We start from the raw sequence: 21,885 nt of genomic DNA, 5'->3' as shown, positions 1-21,885 counted from the left end.
AGTCGCGATCCCCGCCGTTCTGCATCGGCAATGAAACGCTTTACGGCATCGTCATATGACAACGTTTCTAATTCGATTGGTTCCGTTGATATCTACTTCTTCATACGGTAATAAATCGTTACTTCTCCGGCTCCCAAAGCAAAAAACGAATAGTTTCAATGGAAATCGTCTAAGCTCCGTTTAGGCATACGACTTTTTTACACACGCAAAAAAGACGACGCTTCAACGGATTATATTCCGTCAAACGCCGTCATATTAATGATTCTTGATACCGGTGGTCGGGGTCGAACCGACACTCCCGAAGGAACACGATTTTGAGTCGTGCGCTTACTTCCATTCGCCAGAACCCTTGGCACCACTGAATTTAACGATTTTCGTGTCTCACTACTGCACACGATTTATAATAAATCGTTCTACTAATTTCTATTATATAAATATTAGTGAATTTTTCAACTAATATATTGTTTTTCTAAAATGTAATGGTATTTATAAATCTAACTAATAAGCCTTTAATTAGTGACTGGAAAAAATCCATATCTGCCTGATGTGACATCTTTGGTGAATTCCTCATAGTTTATTTTTTTCTTCACATCTTTATTTGGCTCCTTATTATCAAGAATTATTATTTGCATTTCATTACCTAGAGAAGACACATCCTTGAAAAAAGCTTGTTGAATATCCTCATTGATATCTTCGTCTGATTTTTTTCCTCTATATGTAGTCAATGGAGAATCTAAAACGACAAAACCTGGATGTGGTTTACCGTAAGCTTTACAATATTGCATTAAGGAAATGGCAAACCCACTGTAGATTATTGCTCTATAACCTTTACCATAATCCTCTGTTTTCTTAGAATTAATATAGAATTTACCATCATCATAGTCAACCTTAGGGTCTTTAGAAAATTTCCATTTTTCCAAAGTCTTGGCCATATATTTACAGAACTCATTAATAGAACTTATTACTCCTTCATTATCATTTTCTTCTGAAGGTTTAGTTGTTTGTATATTTTTTAATAGGTTAGTGATTATTTGTTCTTCGTCTCTTAATTCATCTAACTTCTCATTTATTGTATTGTATTCTTTGTATATATCTCTTTCTTTAAGGTAAGTATTAAGTGAATTTTTTAATTCAATTTGCTTGGGTTGCAAAATTGAATCTATTTTATCTTTTACTAAATTGTACTCTTCTTGATATCTTTCAATTTCACTTTTTAAATCTTTGTAATCACTTTCCGCTTGTTTAATAGTTGAATCCAAATCATTTAATTTCCCTTTTATTTTTTCTATTTCTACTTCTATGGATGTAGCTAGCTCGTTAGGAATTTGATTTTCCTCAGGACTATGTTCCATGCAATTTTCATTTAGAGGTTGATTACAATAAGGACATAATGCAATATTTAATTGAGAAAAGTAGTGATTACCTTCTAAAACAAAATTTAACCGCTCTAAATCAGTTACATAATTATCTCTCAGCAAATGAAATCTTTTTATTAATTCTGAATCAGCAATAATCCTAGATTTACTTTCCTCTAAGTTATTCCATAGCTCTCTTCTGTACTCCGTTTGAACAGCTAATTCATTACTGATACTATCTAGCTCCGATTGAATATCCATCATTTTTTCGGTTAAAGTGGATTGGGAAGGCAACCTTTCCCCATTAATTTCTTCTAGTTTTATCTCTTCTTTTGCAATAAATCTATTTAGAAGCTCTATCTGTCCTTCTAATTTTGTTTTTGATGGCTTATTTTCATGTTTGTCATGAACATTCTGCTTATAGTCTATCCCAGAAACTATAAAGTTAAATATTGATTTTTCTACTGTCATTTTCGTATATTGACCAGAAAATATTGGAGAATTTTCTTTAATAATCTTATCTTCGCTTATTGCAATATAAAGTGGAAAGTCTCTAAAACTTAATGTACGGAAATCCCCACTTTTATTGGTTTTCACATATATTGGATGATTATAACCAGATTTGTCTAAATAAAATGCAGATAAGTTGTCGGTTTTTTCCTTATCATGTTTCAGATTAAGTGTTGTACCTTGCTCTTCATTGCTACCAGTTAGATGAATATCTTGTTGATAGACTTCAACCTCTGTTTCTCCAATATTCCTTTCAATAGTGTAATCTTCACCACTATACAATCTTATTTCCATCAATATAGTTGAATATCCTTTTGCTTCATCAATTTTTTTAGGAACTTTGGAAGAACCTAACATGTAATTTAGACAATCAAATATGTATGATTTCCCTGTATCTGAGGGTCCAGTTATAATATTTAATCCTTGTTCAAACTCTATTTCAGCATTCTTAGTATTGTTTCCTAAGACACATAACTTTTTTATATAGAAACCATTATTAATCACTGAACCACCCCCTAACTAGAGATTCTCTTGTGAATTCACTTCCCCATTTAGATAAATTCTCATTAACGTAATCATTAAGCTCATCATCTGAATAACTACTAAATTTAGAAATTACCAAATTCGAGTACTTACTTATTTCCGAAGCATATTCGGACTCAATATATTCTAAAAACGCTGATGTCAATTCGTTAGCAACATAGTATATACCTTTAGCAGTATATTTAATATCTAGGAGTTCTCTAGAATACATTAAATTAATACCATCTTGAATGACTTTCCTTTTAATAATTATTTCCCCTGAGCGATGTGGAATAGGTGGATGTATACTCTCAATATTCTCATCAAAATCATTAGCATGTGTAACGAAATAATCATAAATTATCAACCTATTCATATCTATAGAATCATTTTTTAATTCATGAAGTATTATTAAAACTCTTAAACCTATTTCTAATGGTGTATTATAAATTTTTAGGTCTCTATTAGAAAAATAATTATTATTCATCATCTATCACCCATATCACTTGAGCTTCATCAGGTTCTTTACTTTTTTCATTAGCCAAATGATGGCAAATTCCCATCCTATCTTGAACATTTACGAAATCAATTAAAATATTATCTGAAGCAAGGATTAAAGTCTTGGCCTTTTCTGTTGTGGCTTTTACCCTTTCATATCCATCTTCATATTCCTCATAAATAGTATCAATTATTCCATGATAAACTTGTTCCTTAAGCTCTTCGAATGCATTTAAACCATTAGGCATTGTATCTCTTTCAAATACTCTTAATGACTCTGCTTGATAAAAGTATGTTCTTTGTCGCTGAAAATGTTGAAATAAAAGTTTATATTTTCTTAAACGAGATAAACTTGTTATTTTTTCTCTTTTTCGTTGAGAATAGGCGTCATATAATTTTCTTACATATAATTGCTCATCTTTTTTAATTTCAGAAGGCTTACCTATACGTTTAGGGTTTTCAATTAACCCTCCGCCAAACCGAAAAGGGAAGTATTTTGTTTGTTGATATTGATTTATTAACTCTCCTGGATTTATCGAGTCAAATATAGAAAAATTAAATTGCTCCACATAATTCTTAAAATCACCTGTAAGTTCTACTTTTTCCTTTGATATTTTATTAAGACAATGCCTATCCCAATTTTTTATTAAACCTTTCTTTAGTTCTTCTGGCTTCATTAATAGGTCAGCTAGACTAGTTCCTACCCCTTGAGGAGAGACAAAATAATAATTTTGCGGAACGCTATAATCACCTTTGTATGTATAATAACAAACCTTGCCAAACTCAACCCACACCTGAGATGGAGCCAAGGGACCATTGTAATGTTTGCATTGATAATTATCCCATAGTTCTTTTCCGTCCTTAGTATATTTCTCAAATGCAACAACATCTCTTCCTTTATCACCAGAACCAGCTAGTCGTATAACCTTGTCAATTTTTTTAACTTCTTCATATTCAGACATTAGGTATCCATATATCCACTCTTCAATTAATTCCTCAAATTCATCTTCAGATATTACTTTAAGTCTATCAATTGGTGTTACATAATTACCCATCAACAATTGCTTATTGGAGACTTCTTTAGTGTATCTAGGTTCTCTAATTTCCTTTAATTCACCATCGACAGATTTTTCCATTTTTAACACCCTCGGTACATTTTTCTTATAGTATATCAAACTATCTAGTAAATTTAACCAATAAATTAGTTATTTGGATGTTTATATTGCTGACTATTCATTCTCAACTATTGGTTCAATTAAGATTTATATATTGTACTAGTGACTCTAATTCTAAAATCAATCTATTCATGAAATATTTATTACTTTATTAAATAATAGATTATACTTTTCAATGTGTGTTTAATTTCAAGGTTTTCAATAATCAATCCGTTTTTTCCATTCTCACCTAATAGCACTCTACCTTTTACATAATCAAACCTTTGATATTCGATTAAATAGTTAGGTATGCCACAAGTTAAATAAGTATTTATTTTTATTGTATAGCCATTCTTTAACAAACCATGTTTGTAAAGAGGTGTCCCATTTCTATCATTCATAAAATCATATTCGTAAAACTTTATGTATCTCATAGGTTCATCAGATGTTAAATAAACAACTTCCGAATTATTTTCTCCTAAGGTGAATTCTTCTACAACTTCAACATCGTCCAGTTCATTGTCTCGGCAAACTTTTAAGCTCTCAAGTAGCGTGACTTCCATTTTCTTTATTAGGATTATTCGACCTAAGATATACATTACAAACAATAGTAATGTAATAAGTGACGAAGCAAACCCTATTAGTGAAACAAGACTTAAATGACTATATTCACTTATAATTCTGTGTAATAAATTTTCTAATCTTAAATAGCCAAGTATATAGCCTATAATAAAAATAACTATAGATATCAATGAAAATGTCACATATTTCAATACTACACCCCCAAAGATTTGTAATCAAAAAATTGTCGTAAAGTTAAAATCGATGTAGAATGATTAATAGAAAGAAGGAGCATAATATGCCTATTATTAATTACGGTACAACTACAATACATTACTGTCATTATAAACAAACTAGAAAAGACGTTAAAATATCAATCGACCTAGTTAATGGAGTCGAAGTATTCACACCAGATAATATTGATGAGGAAAAACTAGTTCAAATCATCAAACGTAAAGCACCATGGATTTCTCAAAAGCTCTTGGAACTTAACGAAGTCAACACAAAAGTTCAACCCAAGGAGTTCGTCAGTGGTGAAAAACTGCCTTATTTAGGCCGTTATTATCGACTCAAAGTATATAAAGAACCAGTACCAAACACTTCCTTTCAATTTAAACAAGGACGCTTTATTGCTACTGTTCCACGTGAATGGTCTCAAGAACGTATCCAACATCAACTCGAACAAAAATTGATTGGGTGGTACCGACAATATGGAGTTAAAAAAATTAATGAGCGAGCAAAAGAGTACCAATCCATGCTAGGTGTTAAACCTCGTTCATTGCAGTTAAAAACACAACATAAACGATGGGGAACGTGCACCCCAAATGGTGATATCTATCTAAATTGGCGCATTGTGATGGCACCCTTACGAGTAATTGATTATATTATCGTGCACGAATTAGCTCATCTAATTGTTCCTGAGCATAATGATAGATTTTGGCGGGTTGTCAGAACCAATCTTCCTCATTATAAAGAAGCTAAAGAATGGTTGCGTGTACATGGTACTGAATTACATAGCATCGGATAAATGCACCAAGGCATACAGACCATGCCCGATACGTACGTAATCACCATATACGGTTTGATGGTGTTGTTTAGTCCCAACACAACATCTACTTGTCAGATGGGTGCGGATAGTAGACTCCTTATAAGAGGTTCTAGCACTTCTCATTTCATCCAGGACCTCTTGTGTAGAAAATTCATTTTTTCCTTTTGTTTCCACAAGTTGCTTTACTACCTGTAACATTTCATCTCGACAGCTTGTCCTATTATTTTTATCCATTAACCTTATTCCCTCCTATAAATAGAGGCATAACACCTTTCCATGATGTTATGCCTCCTAGTTGTTATTAATCAAGACTTATAATGAACCTCTCCCAGTTCCATTAATTGCCTAGCCACTTGTTCAACTTGCTTATTAGGAACGGAGCTTGCTCTAAGTTGTTTCTTCAATTTCTTTCGCATTTCACGTTTCACATCTTCTTTTTCTATCCAATCTATCACTGCATTGGCTTGAATAATATCTGTGATAATCTCAGTCAAATCTCTTAAGCTTTCTTGTTCTATTTCAACTGGAATTTGCTGTTCTAATAATTGATAAAACGTAAGCGTAAAATAATCCCCACCTATTTTTAGATGGGGATTTCATGTATGCTTTATTTAGATTTATTTGGGACGTGACATTCTTTTGGGAGTGTCTGGGACCAAGGTAAAAGTTGATTTAATTTATTTTCATCTGTTGTATCCATATTGGGAAGCTCTTTAAATAAATAGCTAAAATAGTTAAATGGGTTCAATCCATTTTCTTTGGCTGTTTCCACGATACTATAAATGATCGCACTGGATTCTGCTCCCTTTGCGGTGTTGCTAAAGAGCCAATTCTTTCGGCCGATTACGAAAGGTTTAATCGAGCGCTCAGCACGGTTGTTATCTATCTCTAAACGGCCATCCTGTAAGAATCCACTCAATCGCTCCCACTGGTTACGACAGTATTTGATTGCTTCTCCAAGCGCGCTTTTGGGCAGCACACGTGGTGTTTGTTCACGAAGCCATGCTGAAAAAGCCTCCATTACTGGCTGGCTGCGTTCCAAACGTATGTTATAGCGTTCTTCAGGGCTAGCGTCCTTGAGTTCGTGTTCAATGGTATAAAGTTGGTTACAAAATGCCAGGCCTTCTTTTGCTTTAACGGTGAAAAGTGCTGCTGAATCCGGAAGTGCCTTTAACGCTTCCGTAAATTTGCGGCGGGCATGGGCCCAGCACCCAACTAATGTTACACCGGAAATCTTGTTATAACCGGCATACCCATCGACATGTACGTATCCATTGAAATTTGCTAAAAAGCGCGATGGATGTTTACCTGCACGGGTTTGCCTATAATCATACAGAACAATTGGCGTATCGTCTTTTCCTGTACGATAAAGCCACATATAGGATTTTGATGTGGCAGGCCGTTCCGGTTCAGAGAGAACTTGCAGGGTTGTCTCATCTGAATGTAATATATCCCTTTCTAGGAGATGCTCATGCATCTGATCATATATTGGACGAAGCCAGGTCTCTGTACCGTATAAAGTCCAATTGGCCAGCGTTTGACGTGGTATGGATATTCCAAAACGCTCCAAATGCTTCTCCTGACGATACAATGGCATACCTTCCACATATTTTTGCGTCATCGTATAAGCCATTGCGGATGGAGAGGCCAGGCTTCCCGGAAAAACAGGGGCGGGCATTGTTGCTGTTACGANTAGGTGTTTCTATTTCATGACGTTCACAATGACGGCAACTGTACACGTAGCGAACATGCTCCTTCACTTTGACTTGCGCTGGTATAACTTCTATTTCTTTACGCACCTCTGTGCTCATTTCATGAAGGGCGCCACCGCAACACGAACAGACCTGTTCCTCTTCGGATAAACGATATTCGATCGTCTCCGTAGGCAGGTTTTCAAGCATCAGTTTACGCTGACCACGTTGTTTTTTACGTTTATATGTAATCGTATCAACAGTTGGTTCTTCGATTGTTGAGTCAGCTGTGTCCTCAGCTTCATTAAAAAGGGAAAGTTGGTCTGGATTGGTTTTCTCGCTGGAAGAACCGAATCGTTGTCGCTGGCTTAGGCGAAATTGCTCCTCATACCATTTTAATTTTGCCTCTAAAGCTTCCTTTTCCAATTGTAGCTTTTCAGTACGTTCTTTATAGTATTCCATTGCCTTTGGTGATTGCGCCGTATTTTCCATACCTTAAGTATAAGGGAAGGAACCCGGCTTGCCTAGTCGAATTCCCATTTTCCCATATTTCACTTTATTTATAGGATGGTACGCGCTTTTACTTCATGATGTGCCTGCTTTTGTTCGAGTGGTAACCCGTCCAACAACCAGCGTAACTGCCGTGGGTTAATACGCACGGCGCCGGAATCCTTTTCAGATGGCCACCGGAATGTTCCGCGTTCCAACCGACGGTAATGCAACCAAAACCCGTTATGTTCCCATTGAAGAATTTTGAGCTTATCGCGTTTTCGATTACAGAATACGAAGACGCTGGGAGAAAAAGGGTCGAGATCAAAGCATTCCTTTACGATAACGGCCAAACCATCTATAGACTTTCGGAGATCCGTACTTCCGCGAGCTAAGTAGACCCGTTCAATTGGTGCATTCGTTAACATTGATTTTGTAGCACATGGACAACATCGGATAATACGGCCATATTAGCTCCTGGACGTACCTCAACGGAAATAGCCCCGAAATGAATGAATACAGGCTCCTGTCCAGTAGTGACATTGATCGGTTCATCAACTTTGACCGTCAGCCATTGCGTTTCCGATGTTTCCTTTTTTGGAGTATCGTACTCAAATTTCTGTATCCAATAATACATTTGATGATCTTTTACACCTTGTTTACGACACCACTCGGCCACACTTAACCCACTTGCTTTCCAGGCATCAAACCGCGCTTTCCATTCTATTCTTTTGTCTGCTTGGGTCATTGCAAAACCTCCCGAATTAATTTCTAAGGAGATTATCGCATGATAAGCTCATGAATCATAGGTGGGTAGTACTTGACGCTTACGGAAGCAATACAAAGAAGAACTTTACCGAATTGGACACCTCCGAAGTTCCTTATGTGGCATCGTTATCTCCTGCCTATCATGAGGATTTGGTCAACATTCCTTTTTCGGAGTATACCCCCGTTGAGGTGGGAGAGAAGGAAGTATCCTGTTATCGTATAGAAAAAGAGGTATGGGGCAAGAATCGGACGTTGGTCCTTTATGTGAGTGAACGATTGCGCGAGGGACAAACCCGTGGCTTGCATCAAGCCCTGGACAAAAAACAGCAGCAATTACAGGAGCTCAAGGACAAGTTGAACAACCCGCGGGCTCATAAACGAAAAAAGGAAGCACTCGAACGGGAAATTAACGGCATTTTAAAAGGGGAGCAGTGTGACCGCATTCTGAAGGTGACCCTGCATGAAAAGGGAAATGGTCGGTTTGATCTGGATTGGACTTGTGATTTATTAGCATATCAGTGGCTAACACAGGTTTACTTTGGCAAACGGATCATCACGACGAGCAGAAACGAATGGACCGATGCGGAGATCATCGCAGCTTATCAAGGCCAACATCATGTAGAACAAGTATTCAAGCATTTGAAGAACCCCTTTCATCATGCGGTCACTCCGCAGTTCCACTGGACTGACCAAAAAATCAAGGTACATACCTTTATCTGTCTTATCGGTCTCCTACTTTCCCAGTTATTGTGGAAGCAGGCAAAAGAAGCCGGATACCGAATGAATGTGGAGACGCTACTGGATCGATTGAGTGAAGTTCGCTTAGCTGAGATTTGGACAGTTCGTGATCTAAAAGGAAAGCCACAAAAAGAAGAGCAGTTGGAAGACATGGATGTAGAATTGGATAATTTATACCACACCCTGGCGAAAAAGGACATTTAGTATATACACGCCAGGGTGCTTGGTATCCCTTATATGCCAAGGGTTTAAGCAGGTTTTTCTGTTCTTGAGTAGGAAACTCACGCTAGGGCAGTTTTTTTATGATGGACTATTCCCATCAAACCGATAATCCATTTCAAACATCTTATCTGTATACCATTCTCGGAATTCTTCATTCTCAGTAAACTTCTGATACATATCAAACTGATCAAACATATAATCTTGGAATACTTCCTGCATAATTCGTTTGAAAGCAATCTTGGCATTTTGACGATCCGAGTGGTTTTTCGTGTTCTGGTACTCTTCTTTTTCCACTACTTTTTGTGGAAGCTCTTCCATCATAAATTTTCGAATAGAATCATTTTCGGTCAAGTCTTTACCAAACTTATCATTAAAATCCCGAACAATTTCACTTAAATACTCTAACTGTGGGTCTTTTATGACACTTGCCCCACCTGTTGAAGCGGGGTCCAATTCGGTATTTCCTTCTAAAGTAATGCTTTGCATCTCTTTTTGGTCTACACGGTAACTATCTATATCTATTGCTTCCAAAATCCCTTCTGATAAATCATCATCAGAGAGTTTTGGTAGTTTTGGTAGTAAATATTTGACTGTGGTTGCTAAAGCAGTCCAGTCCTGTTGGTTATAAGGCAAGATTTGTGATAAGAAAGAATACGCACGTTGAAATGCTCTTGCTTTAGATTTAAATTTCACTTGATCATCATATGGAAGTTGTTTGAAGCGTTCAACCATTGCCTCTAATAATGGATCGATAATTTCTCTACTTTCCCCGTCCAGATATTTATCAATTACCTGCAAAATTTCTTCCTCAGAAAAAACCTGCATTTCTACTATATCATCATATATATCATTTAATCTATTAGGATCTGTCCCTTCGCTCAACACGGTGGTTTTATAAAACGGATCAAAGGCTTCTTTAATCTCCTGTGCAGTATTTGCAAAGTCCAGCACAAAGGTCTCAGTCTTATATGGTTTATATGCCCTGTTCAGTCTAGAAAGCGTCTGTACGGCTCTAACATTATTAAGTATCTTATCTACATACATGGTGTGTAGAAGCGGCTGGTCGAACCCTGTTTGGAACTTTTCTGCAACAATTAAGAACCGATATTTATCTTTTTTAAATTCTTTCCGTATATTATCACCCGGAAAACCATTCATTGATGATTCATCATAAGATTTTCCATCAATGGTTCTGCTTCCCTCAAAGGCCACAAGTGCTTTAATATCTATCTTTCTCTCTTTTAATATTCGATCAAAAGCTTGTTTATAACGTATGGCACTAATAACTGAACGTGTAACAATCATCGCTTTTGCTTTTCCATTTATCTTTCTCTTTCGATATACCTTATCTAAAAAATGATCTATCATGATATCTGCCTTTTTAGCAATGGTTAATTCATTTGTTTCCACAAACGTTCTCATTTTTCCTCTTGCACGGCTACTATCGAATTTAGGATCATCTTCTATTTTTTTGTAGAGTTTATAAAAACTTTCATAAGTGGTATAATTCTTAAGAACATCTAGAATAAATTCCTCTTCGATAGCTTGTTTCATACTGTAATTATGAAATGCAGCATAAGTGTCATCTGGTTGTACGTCACCGAAAATTTCCAACGTTTTATTTTTTGGTGTTGCCGTAAATGCAAAATAACTTACATTTTGAGGCATACGTTGGCTTGCTACAAATTCATTTATTTTATCTTCAAGGGTTATTTCCTCATCTAATAAAACATCTTCCTTTGATAAAGCCGCATTCATTTTACCAGCTGTATTACCACCTTGTGAGGAATGTGCTTCATCAATGATTATTGCAAAGTTATAACTTTTTAATTCTCCGATATCCTGAACAACATAGGGGAATTTTTGAATGGTAGTGACTATGATTTTTTTGCCTGATTCGAGAAATGATTTTAACTCACTACTTCTTGTTGCTGCTGCCATTACACCATCCACATGTGAAAACTGTTTGATGTTGTCACGTATCTGTTTATCTAGTATTTTCCTATCTGTTACAACAATCACACTATCAAATATATTCTTCTCTCCATTGAGATCTTTATATTCAGTTAATTGATGCGCTAGCCATGTTATAGAATTACTTTTACCTGAACCTGCACTATGTTGTATTAGATATCTATGTCCGGGCCCATCTTCCTTAACTTTGTTTAATAACTTTCTAACGACCTCTAATTGATGATAACGCGGGAAAATCTGCTTTCTAGTTACCTTCTTGGTATCTTCATCTTCCTCTTCTACCAATTGTGAAAACCGTTCAATGATATTCGCCATACTATTCTTTTCAAGGATATTTTTCCAAAGATAATCTGTCTTTAAACCGTTGGGATTAGGAGGATTGCCCTTTCCAAAGTTGTGTCCTTTATTAAAAGGCAAGAATGTTGTATTATCTCCCTTTAATTCCGTCGTCATATAAACCTCTTGGTCATCAACAGCAAAGTGAACGAGACATCGACCTAATTTAAATAATTCTTCTTTTGGATCTCTATCAGTTCTATACTGTCTAATTGCATCCACAAACGATTGCCTAGTTAATGTGTTTTTTAATTCCATTGTTACGATTGGTAATCCATTTATAAATAGAACCATATCAAGGGATTTATTTGGTGTTAGTTCAGAATAGTGTACTTGACGCATTACAGAAAAAATATTGTACTGAAAGTTTTGGACTGATTTCTCGTTCAATATATCTGAAGAAGGTTTTTTATAGTACATCCTTATTTTAAGATCACCATCTCGGAAACCATCACGTAGTACTTTGACAATACCTTTTTTCTTTATTTGATCACTAATCCTTTTAAAAAACCGTTGTTCAAAATAAGCACCATGACGATTCCTAAGGATCTCAAGTACATCGCTTTGGGTAGTTTTAAGGAACTGGATTAACAGTTCCTTATCTATACAATAGTGTGCATCATAGTCCATATAGTTACGAGTAACATATCCATTTTCATTTAGATAATGCTCTATACCCTCTTCAATTCCTTGTTCAGACATATTACTGTAAGAAGCCATGTATATCACTTCCTTTTGAATTAAGCTCAGAAACATTTAAATTTCCTGTTACCACTTTTGAAATTAATGTGTTTTTATATTCTTTAATGCTCTCAATTTCTACTTGATAACTTTCTATTAAATTATTTATGCTTGCGGAAACCCCCTCAATTTTATTTACAATCTCTTTCTGTTCTTTTATCTCAGGCAATAACAATGGTAAATTTTTAAAATCGTGAAATCTCATATCCCACTGGCCTGTCCTTACACCATATGATAACCTCTTATAAGCCCTTATATAAGCTTTTGAACGTAATAAGTAATGTAAATATTTGTTATAAACCTTATCAGAACTAACATTACAAATTATATAGGCTGGACTAATTATTCCCTCATATTCTGATATTGCTAAAGACCCTTGCCATGCCTTCATTTTATTAATAACTAAATTACCTTTCTCTACATACTTATATGAACTCAAATCATCTGATTCAACGTTATGGTTATCATTTCTAGAATCTTTTGGAATCACCCCATATTCTCTATAAATTGATAGTAAATTCTTATCAGGGCAGTTTTTGACATGTTTTACCTTTAAAATAGCTTTTAATTTACTTACTTCCCAATCTTTGGGTATTTTCCCAAGCCAATCCATACCAGAATCAATAAACTCTCTATTTTTATATACTCCTTTTAATACTAAAGAATTTATATTGGTTTTCTTTAACTCCTCTAATAATTTAATTTGCTTTTCCTTAATATTAATATATGATTCAATTTTAGATACTTTTTCGTCCAAGAAACTTACTATTATATTTTGTTCTTCTATTGGTGGACAAAGTAATCTTAGGTTTGCAAATTCATTAAATCGAAAGTCGGTTGATCTCTTTCTTATTCCTCTTGCAATGGAAATAAGATAGCCTGATCTTGCTACTTCTCTAAGTAGATAACTAAAATAATAAGGATTAACGTTGTATTTAGGTCTACAAATCGAGTATACAGGAGTACATTTACCATCTGAATCCGAAACTCCAATTGCACCAGCAAAAGCATCCATCGCATGGATTACCAGTTCACCTTTTCTAACGCCTTGATAGCCAGACTCTTTTATAGAATTAGTAAATCCATCAGTTCTACGATTTTTTCTTAATGTCACTTGGCCATCCCTAAATGCAGTCACTATATCATCCTGTTCTCTAACGGAATGATTCATTAATTTAAACAAATACTTACCCTTTACCACTTTCCAGTGAGATGGTATATATTTAACCCATTTGCTACCCGATTCCTTCATTTTTCTTTCTTTTGTATAATTCAATCTGGTTGCACCTCTCTTTTAATAAGATGTAATAACCCTTTTGAATTCTCCTCAATTTCATGAAGGTCCCTAATTATCTCGTCTAATTCTCTTAATTTATCGTAATTATAGAAGTGCTTCGTAAATATAATTTCATAACCCTTAACCGTTTTACTGTAATCTATCCAAGCATCATGTTTAAAAGGTAATACCTCCCTTTCAAAGTAAGTATCTATATCTTCGCTTAAGGGAACATATTCGAAATCACGCAATTCTGTATCTGGCTCATACTCAACACTATTCTTACTTTTCTTTTTAATCACCTTCTCTGCATTCTCATCACGGTCACTAAAGAATTCAAGTACTTGCTTTACTTCATTTTTTGTAAACTTATATTCTCTTTTTTTTGCTTGTTCAATAAAGGTTTTTGAAACATAATTGTAATCCATGCTTATATTTCCATTTAAAATATCGTTTAGAATATCAAGAATTTCTTCTTCTTTGTTAACTATTTTTCTAAACTTCTTACTATTATCTGTCACTGCTTTTTTAAACTCATTTATTCGAATTGGTGTAACTTCAATAGATAAACGTAAGGGTTGCTCTACAACTATTTTGTTTAGACCGAAATCTTCATTATTAAATAATTTAGATTTTCCTTCATTCTCAAAACTAGTATAGATTTCAGTTATTCGCTTAATGTGTTCATCTGTTAGTTCATAACTCTTTTTACCTAAACTCTTTTTCATTTTAAGATAAAGTGATGTTGCATCTATAAGTTGTATTTTTCCTTTCCTATGAGCAGGTTTCCTATTTGTTAATATCCAGATATAAGTTGATATGTCAGTGTTGTAGAACATATTTTCAGGTAGTGCGATTATAGCTTCTAAATAATCATTCTCAATAATCCATTTACGGATTTCACTCTCTCCTTGACCGGCATCCCCGGTAAATAGTGCAGAACCGTTATGAATTGTAGCTATTCTACTACCCATTTCAGTACTTTCTTTCATTTTTGAAAGCATATTTACCATAAATAACAATTGTCCATCATTTGCTCTTGGAACCCCCATCTCAAAACGTGGATCCTCTATATTTTTAGATATAGGATCAGTCAAAGCATCCTTATCAACCTTCCAGCTCTTGCCATACGGTGGATTCATTATCATAAAGTCAAATTTCATATCAGGAAAATGATCGTTGGACAATGTCGACCCATATTTAATATTTTCTGGACTATTTCCTTTGATCATCATATCGGACTTACATATTGCGTAGGTTTCTGGCTGAACCTCTTGGCCGTACAAACCAAGATTTATCTTTTTACCTTTATTAGCGGCTAGTTCCTTTAAAAAGTTCTGTGACTCTGTTAGCATTCCACCTGTCCCACATGCTCCGTCATAGATAAGATAATCTGAACTCTCAATTTTATCTGCAATAGGTTCGAACATTAAATGTGTCATCAATGCTACTACATCACGAGGGGTAAAGTGTTCCCCAGCTTCTTCATTGTTTTCTTCATTGAATTTCCTAATTAGTTCCTCAAAAACGTAACCCATATCAAGATTGGTTAGATTCTCTAGCTTTAAATCTGGATCAGTATATCTTTCAATTAGTTTAAACAATACATTTGCTTCTTCAAGTGTTTCTAGTTGATTATGAAATTTAAACTTTTGAACAATCTCACGTACATTAGGACTAAATCCAGCAATATATGTTTCAAAGTTTTCACGAATTTGACTAGGTTCATCTAGTAATCTACGTAACGTGAATTTAGATGTATTATAGAATACATAACCAGATGCTTTTTGTAGTGCAGCATCTTGGTTTACCATTCCTTTTTCATTTAAGAATTGATGTACCTTTTCTACTTCCCCTTTTGTTGGTTCAAGAAGGGCATCTATCCTTCTTATAACTGTCATTGGGAGTATTACATCTCTATATTTCCCTCGAACTAAGACATCCCTTAAATAATCATCAGCGATGCCCCAGATATAACTAATAATTTGATTAATATTGATATTATTCATTAGACTTTCCTCCTAATTTCATTCCAATTCAATTGTACTATAATTCTAGCAAATTCTCTAACCCATTTAATATAGAACATCAATACTATGGTTATTAATGTAATAGATGTGTCTATATGATATTCTGTCTTTAAAATAAGTAATACTTTCTGGAAGGAGGATTTAAGTTGGATAAGTATCCAAGTAACTCTTTTGAAGGACTTATTGAGAGTATTGTTACTGAGGAAATATCCCAAATACTTACAAACTATAAGGAGCCTAAAGGTAGTACAGAGAGGAAGGAATATTTAACTATCAAAGAAATTTCATCATTGACTGGAATCGGAATCTATACACTTAGACAACTAACATATCGTAGAGCAATGCCACATCTAAGGGTGAAATCAAAACTATTATTTGTTGAGAAAGAAATCACTCAGACTATAAGAGATTATAAAGAGTATGGTTGGAGTGACCCAGATAGTAACTGGGACGTTGAAAAAGTTCAATCTGAGATCGAGAAACTTCAGGCAAAAAAGGAGGACCCTGTTATGATAGATGAAGCAGTAAGAAAGATTATTAGAGAAGAACTTGAAGATTTTTCTAAAGAGATATTAAGCCAAACAAAAAAAGATAAAGAAAAATATTACGGAAGAACTGTGTTAACTATCAAAGAGGCTGCAAATTATTTCAGAACTAGTCCAGCTACAATCTATTCATTGATAAAAGAAGATGGCATGCCCCACCTAAAGATACATAGTCGTTTTCTTGTTGTATTAGAAGAGGCAGAGGCTTTTCTCTGGAGAGAAACTGCCAATTCTTATGCCGAAGAAGGAAATATCTATTGGCAAAGAATTTTACAAAGATTGGATTGGGAAGAGAATGAAAGAAATTTAGCATATGAGAAGGCTCTTAAGCGATTAGAGGAAAGTACATACAATTAGATAGGATCATAGTATTCATTTTTTGTTTTGCTTAACAATTCAACACTGTTATTTTTATACGCCTTCTGTAAATTATATTTTGTATTTAGGAGCGTGATTAAATGTACTTGTCGGAACTTTCTATAAAAAACTTCCGTAAATACGGAAATCCAGGGCTTAATCTAAAATTAAATAAACATCTAAACGTACTTGTTGGAGAAAATGATTCTGGAAAAAGCACTATAGTTGAAGCCATAAAATTTGTACTTAATACACACAGTAATGATTATATCAGATTAAATACAGAGGATTTCCATTTAGCAAAAGGGGTTAATGAAGAGGAACGGGCTAATGAGATTGAGATTGTATGTGTATTTAGAGGATTTACTATTGAAGAAGCAAAACACTTTTTAGAGTGGCTACACATTGAAAAAGATGAAGAGACACCAACATACAGCCTAAAAGTTGTTTTTTCCGCCAAGAGAAAGGATAAGAAAGTATACCATGATATAACAGCTGGAGGAATTGATACAGGAAAGTATTTGAACGGTGAGGCTAGAAACCTATTAAAAACCACCTTTCTCAAGCCACTTAGAGATGCAGAGATAGAAATGACCTCAAGAAGAAACTCGAGGCTTTCTCAGGTGCTTATCAATCATTCAGCATTCGAAAATGAAGAGGAACATGAATTAGTGAATGCAATTAAGGATGCTAACGCTAGGATAATGAACTATTTTATTGAGGAAGAAGCAGGAGATGAGCCTGTTCAAGATCATAATACCGAAGAAGAAACCGGTGCACAGATACTAAAAGATATAAATGAATATCTCGAAAATTTCTCAAGTAATAGAAATACATTAAAGTCCCGATTCAACATTTCTGATATAAAGTTAAAAAGCATTTTAGAGCGGCTGCAATTAAATCTCGAAGACGCAAAACCCGGTTTAGGCTCGCACAATATATTATTTATTGCAACGGAATTACTCTTTCTTCAACAAAAAGAATACGAAGGGCTTAAACTGGCTCTTATTGAGGAGATTGAAGCACATTTACATACACAAGCACAAATGAGGCTAATTGATTACCTGCAAAAACGGTCAGACGAGAGTGATATACAAATTATACTTACCACCCATAGCACATCACTAGCTTCAAAAATACCACTAGAAACTATGTTTATATGCCAAAACGACAAAGTGTTCTCTCTAAACCCAATTGAAACCGGGCTTTTAAAAGGGGATTATTTGTTTTTAGAAAGATTCTTGGATTCTACAAAAGCAGATTTATTTTTTGCACAAGGGGTTATTATGGTTGAAGGGGATGCAGAGAATATATTAATTCCGACGATTGCTAAAATAATAGGAATCCCATTATCTAAGAACGGTATTACTGTTCTTAATGTGGGTAGTACAGCGTTTCTACGATACTCAAGAATATTTATAAGATCGAATCCTGAAAATGGAACTATAAATATACCCGTTTCATGTATAACAGATTTGGATTTAAAACCAGAAATAGACAACCAAGACAAATTAATCAACCCTCCCCAAGAGGCTGCTGATGAAAAAAGAAAAAGGATAACAGTTAGACTAAATAATCAAAACGTAAAAGCATTCATTTCGCCAATATGGACTTTAGAACATGACTTTGCAAGGAGTTCTTTTCAAGAGGACGTACTCAGAGCGGTATTATGGGCTAAGAAAATACAAAACAGTGATACTGTAGGGCTTACTGATAACAAGAAAGAAAATGTGGAAGAAGCCATAAAGAAATATATGAAAGACAACGAGGAAAAAAATTACTCATCTGAACGTATTGCTTATGAAATTTATGAGAATATCGTTACAAAAGAAAGCGATAAAGTATCTAAAGCAATTATTGCACAATGCCTTTCTGATATTCTACTAACGAAGTTTAAAAAGAACCCTAATTCAATAAGAGCAAAATTACTTTCAGAACCTTTATTAGAATATCTTGTTAATGCAATTAAATATGCTGCAGGTGTTAGTGAGGTGAAAGAGTAATGTATCAAATTACTGATGAGGATATTAATTGGGCTGAAGAAATATTACTTCCAAATGGTTCAAGTTTCGATGACCAAAGAAGGAATGTTATTAAATGCTTAACATCCAAAGATGTCATTGCGTGTCCGGGTAGCGGTAAAACAACTGCTCTTTTAGCAAAGTTATTAATTTTTGAAAGAAAGTTACCACTGGATAATAATCAAGGCATATGTGTTCTCACACATACAAACGTTGCTATCGATGAAATCAAAGATAAAATAGGTAATCGTAATTCTAGACTATTCAATTATCCAAATAATTTCTCGACAATTCAATCTTTTGTAAATAGGTATTTAGCGATCCCTGCATACCAATACTTTTTCAAAAAGGATATCCAAATCATTGATGATGAATTTTACAAAAATGAATTTTCCAAGGAATTCGCAAAAATTCTTAGAAGGTATAGAGTACCGATTCTTAAGAGAGCGGTCCACTCTCCAGTTCACTCTTTATTACGTCTAGAAAATCATGAAAGACAATTAACTCTGATGTGGGGTAATAGACCACTAAAACAGGTTTATAGTGAGAAAACTGAAACATACAAGATATTATCAACTCTTAAAAAGGAAATACTTAAACGAGGGATTCTAACTTTTCAAGAAGCATTCGTTCTTGCACAGGAATATATTAAAAAATTTCCGGAAGTTAAAACATTATTCTCGGCAAGATTTAAGTATTTATTTATAGATGAAATGCAGGACACATCAAATGACCAACAACTAGTTATCCAGAGTCTATTTGATTCTGATAAGGTTGTTACCCAATTCTATGGTGATCGTAATCAAGCAATATATGAGGATAATGGTTCAAATGATGTCGACAACTTTATTCAAGGAGAACCCCTTTCATTGGAAAATAGTCTAAGGTTCTCGCAATCTATCGCAAATTCAATCAAAACAATCTGTGTTAGCCCACAAAATTTACAAGGAAATGACAGCATTCGTGGTATTAAACCAACTATAATAAAGTTTAATAAAGATAATATACAAAGAGTTCTTCCTACCTTTGGAAAATTAATCGATAGGAATGGTTTAGCACAAGAAGGTAATCGGACATTTAAAGCTGTAGGCAGAGTAACTCATAATAGTGATAGCGAAAAAATAGTAATTCCTAGTTACTATCCGTATTTTAAAAAAAGAGAAAAGTCTCCTTTTGAGAAAACAAAAACTTTTAAAGACTATATAAGTCTTTTAATCGAACTAAACTCTTCGTCAGCAAAAAATTATAGAGATATATTCATTAAATGCTTTATCAACTTTTTACGGCACCTAAATATAAAAAATGAATCTCGCTATTTTACTGAAAAGAGCCTAATTGATTATCTCAATAATAATTCACAAAAAGGCTTTAATCATATTGAAAAATTAATGACAGAATGGACATTAAAAATAAGTTCCGGCCTTAACATTGAAACTGACCTTAAAAATTTCTTATGTAATGAACTTTTACCCCATTTCGAGGAAACAGTAGCAAAAGAAACTCTATCTAATTTCTTTACCATTAATTTAGAGATTTCAACCGAAGAACAGGAAATGGTAGCGGACTTCAAGAAACAAAAAGATTACCTTTATGTTTTAGAAAACGGGGATAACGTTCCTATTAATATCGACACTATACATGGTGTCAAAGGAGAAACGCATACTGCTACATTATATTTAGAAACCTTTTCTTACGCTTATGAATTTGATGAAGGTAAGATTATAGACTATCTAAAGGGAAATCATACAAAACCAAAGAAAAGACAAGGACAAATGTTAAAACTCGCATATGTAGGTATGTCACGCCCGTCGCATTTGTTATGCGTAGCAATACGTGAAGAAGCATTAGAAGGTCATGAAGTGGATCTTGTGGATCTGGGTTGGAATATTGTAGATGCTCAACCCTTCGAAAATAAAGCAGAAGAAAAACAAGTAATTGTATCACAAACATAAATCTTTATTTATGTAAGTTTTAATAAGCATTGGGCAATGTATACCCAATGCTTATTAATTAAACCTTCATGTAGAAGATATTTGCATAAAGACATCAGATAATACCACCTTTGCCATATTTCAGAGCCACCTGTGACATGATTTTGAGCCACTTGTGCCATGAACTGAGCTACCTCCTATATAATGAACTTGCACTTCGATGTGCAAATCATTTTATAGGAGGTTTTTTTGTGATTAAATATCGTGAAATCCTTCGGCTTCATGCCCAAGGGTTAAGTCAAAGGGGGATTGCTTCCAGCTGTTCCAGCTCAAGAAATACCATAAGCGATGTTTTAAAAAGAGCGCGGGCTCATGGGATTTCTTGGCCTTTTGAGAAGAATTTGTCGGATGCCGAACTTCAGGAGCTTTTATACCCAGAGAAAGACAGCGGTTCCAGTTTCAGAAGAAAATCAGATTGCGAATATATCCATAAGGAATTAGCTAAAAGTGGAGTTACGCTTTCCCTTTTATGGGATGAGTACTGCTTAAGCTGCAGGGCAAACCATGAAATTCCCTACAGCTACCGGCAATTTTGTCGATTTTATCATTCGTATGCAGCTAAAACGAAAGCAACAATGCGAATCAAGCGCAAACCGGGGGAACTGTTAGAAGTGGATTGGGCAGGACAAACCATGTCCATAAAAGACAATATTACTGGTGAGAACATTCCTGCTTATGTATTTGTTTCAGCCCTTCCATGTAGCCAGTATGCATATGTAGAGGCCTTTCTTTCCATGGAAACTGAAAATTGGATTACAGCACATATACATGCTTTTCAATTTTATGGCGGGGTTACAAGAATTGTTGTACCGGATAATTTGAAAACAGGTGTTGTGAAAGCCTCGCGGAGTGAGCCTACGATAAATCGTATTTATCAAGAAATGGCGGAACATTATAATACGACCATTATCCCGGCAAGAGTTCGTCACCCAAAGGATTATCCCGAAGTTTTTATTATCCCGAATTACGGCTGCTATTGATGATAATAACAGCCATGTATCCTAATAATTTTCGGGATAACCATCGGTATATGATTGTGCTATTTCAAACCACAAAGT

General features: G+C 34.7%; 17 protein-coding genes and 1 pseudogene. 6 read left to right on the top strand and 12 right to left on the bottom strand.

What is annotated here, in order from left to right; translation table 11 throughout:
- Window positions 1-509: 509 nt before the first annotated feature.
- From CZ382_RS00280 to CZ382_RS00265, 4 genes are all read right to left on the bottom strand, one after another.
- A complete protein-coding gene (locus CZ382_RS00280; RefSeq protein WP_088049276.1) occupies window positions 510-2,369 on the bottom strand; it encodes an AAA family ATPase in 1,860 nt (619 codons plus the stop codon).
- Complete coding sequence (locus CZ382_RS00275; RefSeq protein ID WP_088049275.1) at window positions 2,362-2,874, bottom strand: ABC-three component system middle component 2; 513 nt, start codon at window positions 2,872-2,874, stop codon at window positions 2,362-2,364. Before CZ382_RS00275 ends, CZ382_RS00280 begins: the two co-directional genes overlap by 8 nt.
- A complete protein-coding gene (locus tag CZ382_RS00270; RefSeq protein WP_088049274.1) occupies window positions 2,867-4,021 on the bottom strand; it encodes an ABC-three component system protein in 1,155 nt (384 codons plus the stop codon). Before CZ382_RS00270 ends, CZ382_RS00275 begins: the two co-directional genes overlap by 8 nt.
- Before the next feature lie 182 nt (window positions 4,022-4,203).
- Window positions 4,204-4,812, bottom strand: coding sequence for a hypothetical protein (locus tag CZ382_RS00265; RefSeq protein WP_088049273.1), 609 nt, complete (start codon window positions 4,810-4,812; stop codon window positions 4,204-4,206).
- Window positions 4,813-4,898: 86 nt separating this feature from the next.
- Here CZ382_RS00265 and CZ382_RS00260 point away from each other — a divergent pair, with 86 nt between their 5' ends.
- Entirely contained in the window at window positions 4,899-5,627 is a 729-nt protein-coding gene (locus tag CZ382_RS00260) for a M48 family metallopeptidase (protein WP_088049272.1), read from the top strand.
- On the opposite strand, the gene CZ382_RS00255 is transcribed toward CZ382_RS00260, so the two are convergent.
- The 5 genes and pseudogenes from CZ382_RS00255 to tnpA form a co-directional block, all read right to left on the bottom strand.
- Window positions 5,610-5,882 (bottom strand): DUF7669 domain-containing protein, encoded by a 273-nt coding sequence (locus CZ382_RS00255; RefSeq protein ID WP_088049271.1) that lies wholly within the window; start codon window positions 5,880-5,882, stop codon window positions 5,610-5,612. The two genes, CZ382_RS00260 and CZ382_RS00255, sit on opposite strands and share 18 nt — an antisense overlap.
- 71 nt (window positions 5,883-5,953) lie before the next feature.
- Window positions 5,954-6,229, bottom strand: coding sequence for a type I restriction enzyme endonuclease domain-containing protein (locus tag CZ382_RS00250; RefSeq protein ID WP_268811317.1), 276 nt, complete (start codon window positions 6,227-6,229; stop codon window positions 5,954-5,956).
- A 26-nt stretch (window positions 6,230-6,255) separates the two neighbouring features.
- Window positions 6,256-7,831, bottom strand: a pseudogene (gene tnpC / locus CZ382_RS00245) (IS66 family transposase).
- A 68-nt stretch (window positions 7,832-7,899) separates the two neighbouring features.
- Complete coding sequence (tnpB, locus tag CZ382_RS24700) at window positions 7,900-8,256, bottom strand: IS66 family insertion sequence element accessory protein TnpB (protein ID WP_088049270.1); 357 nt, start codon at window positions 8,254-8,256, stop codon at window positions 7,900-7,902.
- Complete coding sequence (gene tnpA, locus CZ382_RS00235; RefSeq protein ID WP_088049269.1) at window positions 8,250-8,576, bottom strand: IS66 family insertion sequence element accessory protein TnpA; 327 nt, start codon at window positions 8,574-8,576, stop codon at window positions 8,250-8,252. Before tnpA ends, tnpB begins: the two co-directional genes overlap by 7 nt.
- Before the next feature lie 50 nt (window positions 8,577-8,626).
- On the opposite strand from tnpA, the gene CZ382_RS00230 reads away from it, so the two are divergent.
- Window positions 8,627-9,538 carry an IS1634 family transposase gene (locus CZ382_RS00230; RefSeq protein WP_088049268.1) on the top strand — a complete coding sequence of 304 codons (912 nt, stop codon included), beginning with the start codon at window positions 8,627-8,629 and terminating at the stop codon, window positions 9,536-9,538.
- A 96-nt stretch (window positions 9,539-9,634) separates the two neighbouring features.
- Here the strand turns inward: CZ382_RS00230 and CZ382_RS00225 are convergent, their stop codons facing one another.
- Genes CZ382_RS00225 through CZ382_RS00215 form a run of 3 tightly spaced genes read right to left on the bottom strand, consistent with a single transcriptional unit; the run spans window position 9,635 to window position 15,892 of the window.
- On the bottom strand, window positions 9,635-12,586 hold the full coding sequence (locus CZ382_RS00225) for a type I restriction endonuclease subunit R (protein ID WP_088049267.1): 2,952 nt from the start codon (window positions 12,584-12,586) through the stop codon (window positions 9,635-9,637).
- Window positions 12,570-13,883: a restriction endonuclease subunit S gene (locus tag CZ382_RS00220; RefSeq protein WP_088049266.1), complete on the bottom strand. Its 1,314-nt coding sequence runs from the start codon at window positions 13,881-13,883 to the stop codon at window positions 12,570-12,572. Before CZ382_RS00220 ends, CZ382_RS00225 begins: the two co-directional genes overlap by 17 nt.
- Window positions 13,880-15,892, bottom strand: a complete 2,013-nt coding sequence (locus CZ382_RS00215) for a type I restriction-modification system subunit M (protein ID WP_088049265.1) — start codon at window positions 15,890-15,892, stop codon at window positions 13,880-13,882. The genes CZ382_RS00220 and CZ382_RS00215 overlap by 4 nt, the downstream gene beginning before the upstream one ends.
- Before the next feature lie 167 nt (window positions 15,893-16,059).
- On the opposite strand from CZ382_RS00215, the gene CZ382_RS00210 reads away from it, so the two are divergent.
- From CZ382_RS00210 to istA, 4 genes are all read left to right on the top strand, one after another.
- Window positions 16,060-16,815, top strand: coding sequence for a helix-turn-helix domain-containing protein (locus tag CZ382_RS00210; RefSeq protein ID WP_088049264.1), 756 nt, complete (start codon window positions 16,060-16,062; stop codon window positions 16,813-16,815).
- Between the two features lie 101 nt (window positions 16,816-16,916).
- Window positions 16,917-18,818 (top strand): ATP-dependent nuclease, encoded by a 1,902-nt coding sequence (locus CZ382_RS00205; RefSeq protein ID WP_088049263.1) that lies wholly within the window; start codon window positions 16,917-16,919, stop codon window positions 18,816-18,818.
- Window positions 18,818-20,788 carry a UvrD-helicase domain-containing protein gene (locus CZ382_RS00200; RefSeq protein ID WP_088049262.1) on the top strand — a complete coding sequence of 657 codons (1,971 nt, stop codon included), beginning with the start codon at window positions 18,818-18,820 and terminating at the stop codon, window positions 20,786-20,788. Before CZ382_RS00205 ends, CZ382_RS00200 begins: the two co-directional genes overlap by 1 nt.
- A gap of 230 nt (window positions 20,789-21,018) precedes the next feature.
- The gene (gene istA, locus CZ382_RS00195; RefSeq protein ID WP_140392705.1) at window positions 21,019-21,807 is read left to right on the top strand and encodes an IS21 family transposase; all 789 of its coding nucleotides are present in this window, start codon (window positions 21,019-21,021) and stop codon (window positions 21,805-21,807) included.
- Window positions 21,808-21,885: the final 78 nt, after the last annotated feature.

Source organism: Virgibacillus dakarensis, assembly GCF_900155625.1.
Lineage (GTDB): Bacteria > Bacillota > Bacilli > Bacillales > Amphibacillaceae > Lentibacillus_C > Lentibacillus_C populi.
The sequence above is the reverse complement of the archived record's forward strand: the minus strand, read 5'-3'. Positions and strand labels throughout refer to the sequence as shown.

What these genes read in the sequence shown, in the direction of transcription:
- CZ382_RS00275 (WP_088049275.1), bottom strand. Translation starts at nt 2,874, where the DNA reads ATGAATAATAATTATTTTTCTAATAGAGACCTAAAAATTTATAATACA.
- CZ382_RS00200 (WP_088049262.1), top strand. Translation starts at nt 18,818, where the DNA reads ATGTATCAAATTACTGATGAGGATATTAATTGGGCTGAAGAAATATTA.
- CZ382_RS00260 (WP_088049272.1), top strand. Translation starts at nt 4,899, where the DNA reads ATGCCTATTATTAATTACGGTACAACTACAATACATTACTGTCATTAT.
- CZ382_RS00205 (WP_088049263.1), top strand. Translation starts at nt 16,917, where the DNA reads ATGTACTTGTCGGAACTTTCTATAAAAAACTTCCGTAAATACGGAAAT.
- tnpA (WP_088049269.1), bottom strand. Translation starts at nt 8,576, where the DNA reads ATGACCCAAGCAGACAAAAGAATAGAATGGAAAGCGCGGTTTGATGCC.
- tnpB (WP_088049270.1), bottom strand. Translation starts at nt 8,256, where the DNA reads ATGTTAACGAATGCACCAATTGAACGGGTCTACTTAGCTCGCGGAAGT.
- CZ382_RS00230 (WP_088049268.1), top strand. Translation starts at nt 8,627, where the DNA reads ATGAATCATAGGTGGGTAGTACTTGACGCTTACGGAAGCAATACAAAG.
- CZ382_RS00215 (WP_088049265.1), bottom strand. Translation starts at nt 15,892, where the DNA reads ATGAATAATATCAATATTAATCAAATTATTAGTTATATCTGGGGCATC.
- CZ382_RS00225 (WP_088049267.1), bottom strand. Translation starts at nt 12,586, where the DNA reads ATGGCTTCTTACAGTAATATGTCTGAACAAGGAATTGAAGAGGGTATA.
- CZ382_RS00270 (WP_088049274.1), bottom strand. Translation starts at nt 4,021, where the DNA reads ATGGAAAAATCTGTCGATGGTGAATTAAAGGAAATTAGAGAACCTAGA.
- CZ382_RS00255 (WP_088049271.1), bottom strand. Translation starts at nt 5,882, where the DNA reads ATGGATAAAAATAATAGGACAAGCTGTCGAGATGAAATGTTACAGGTA.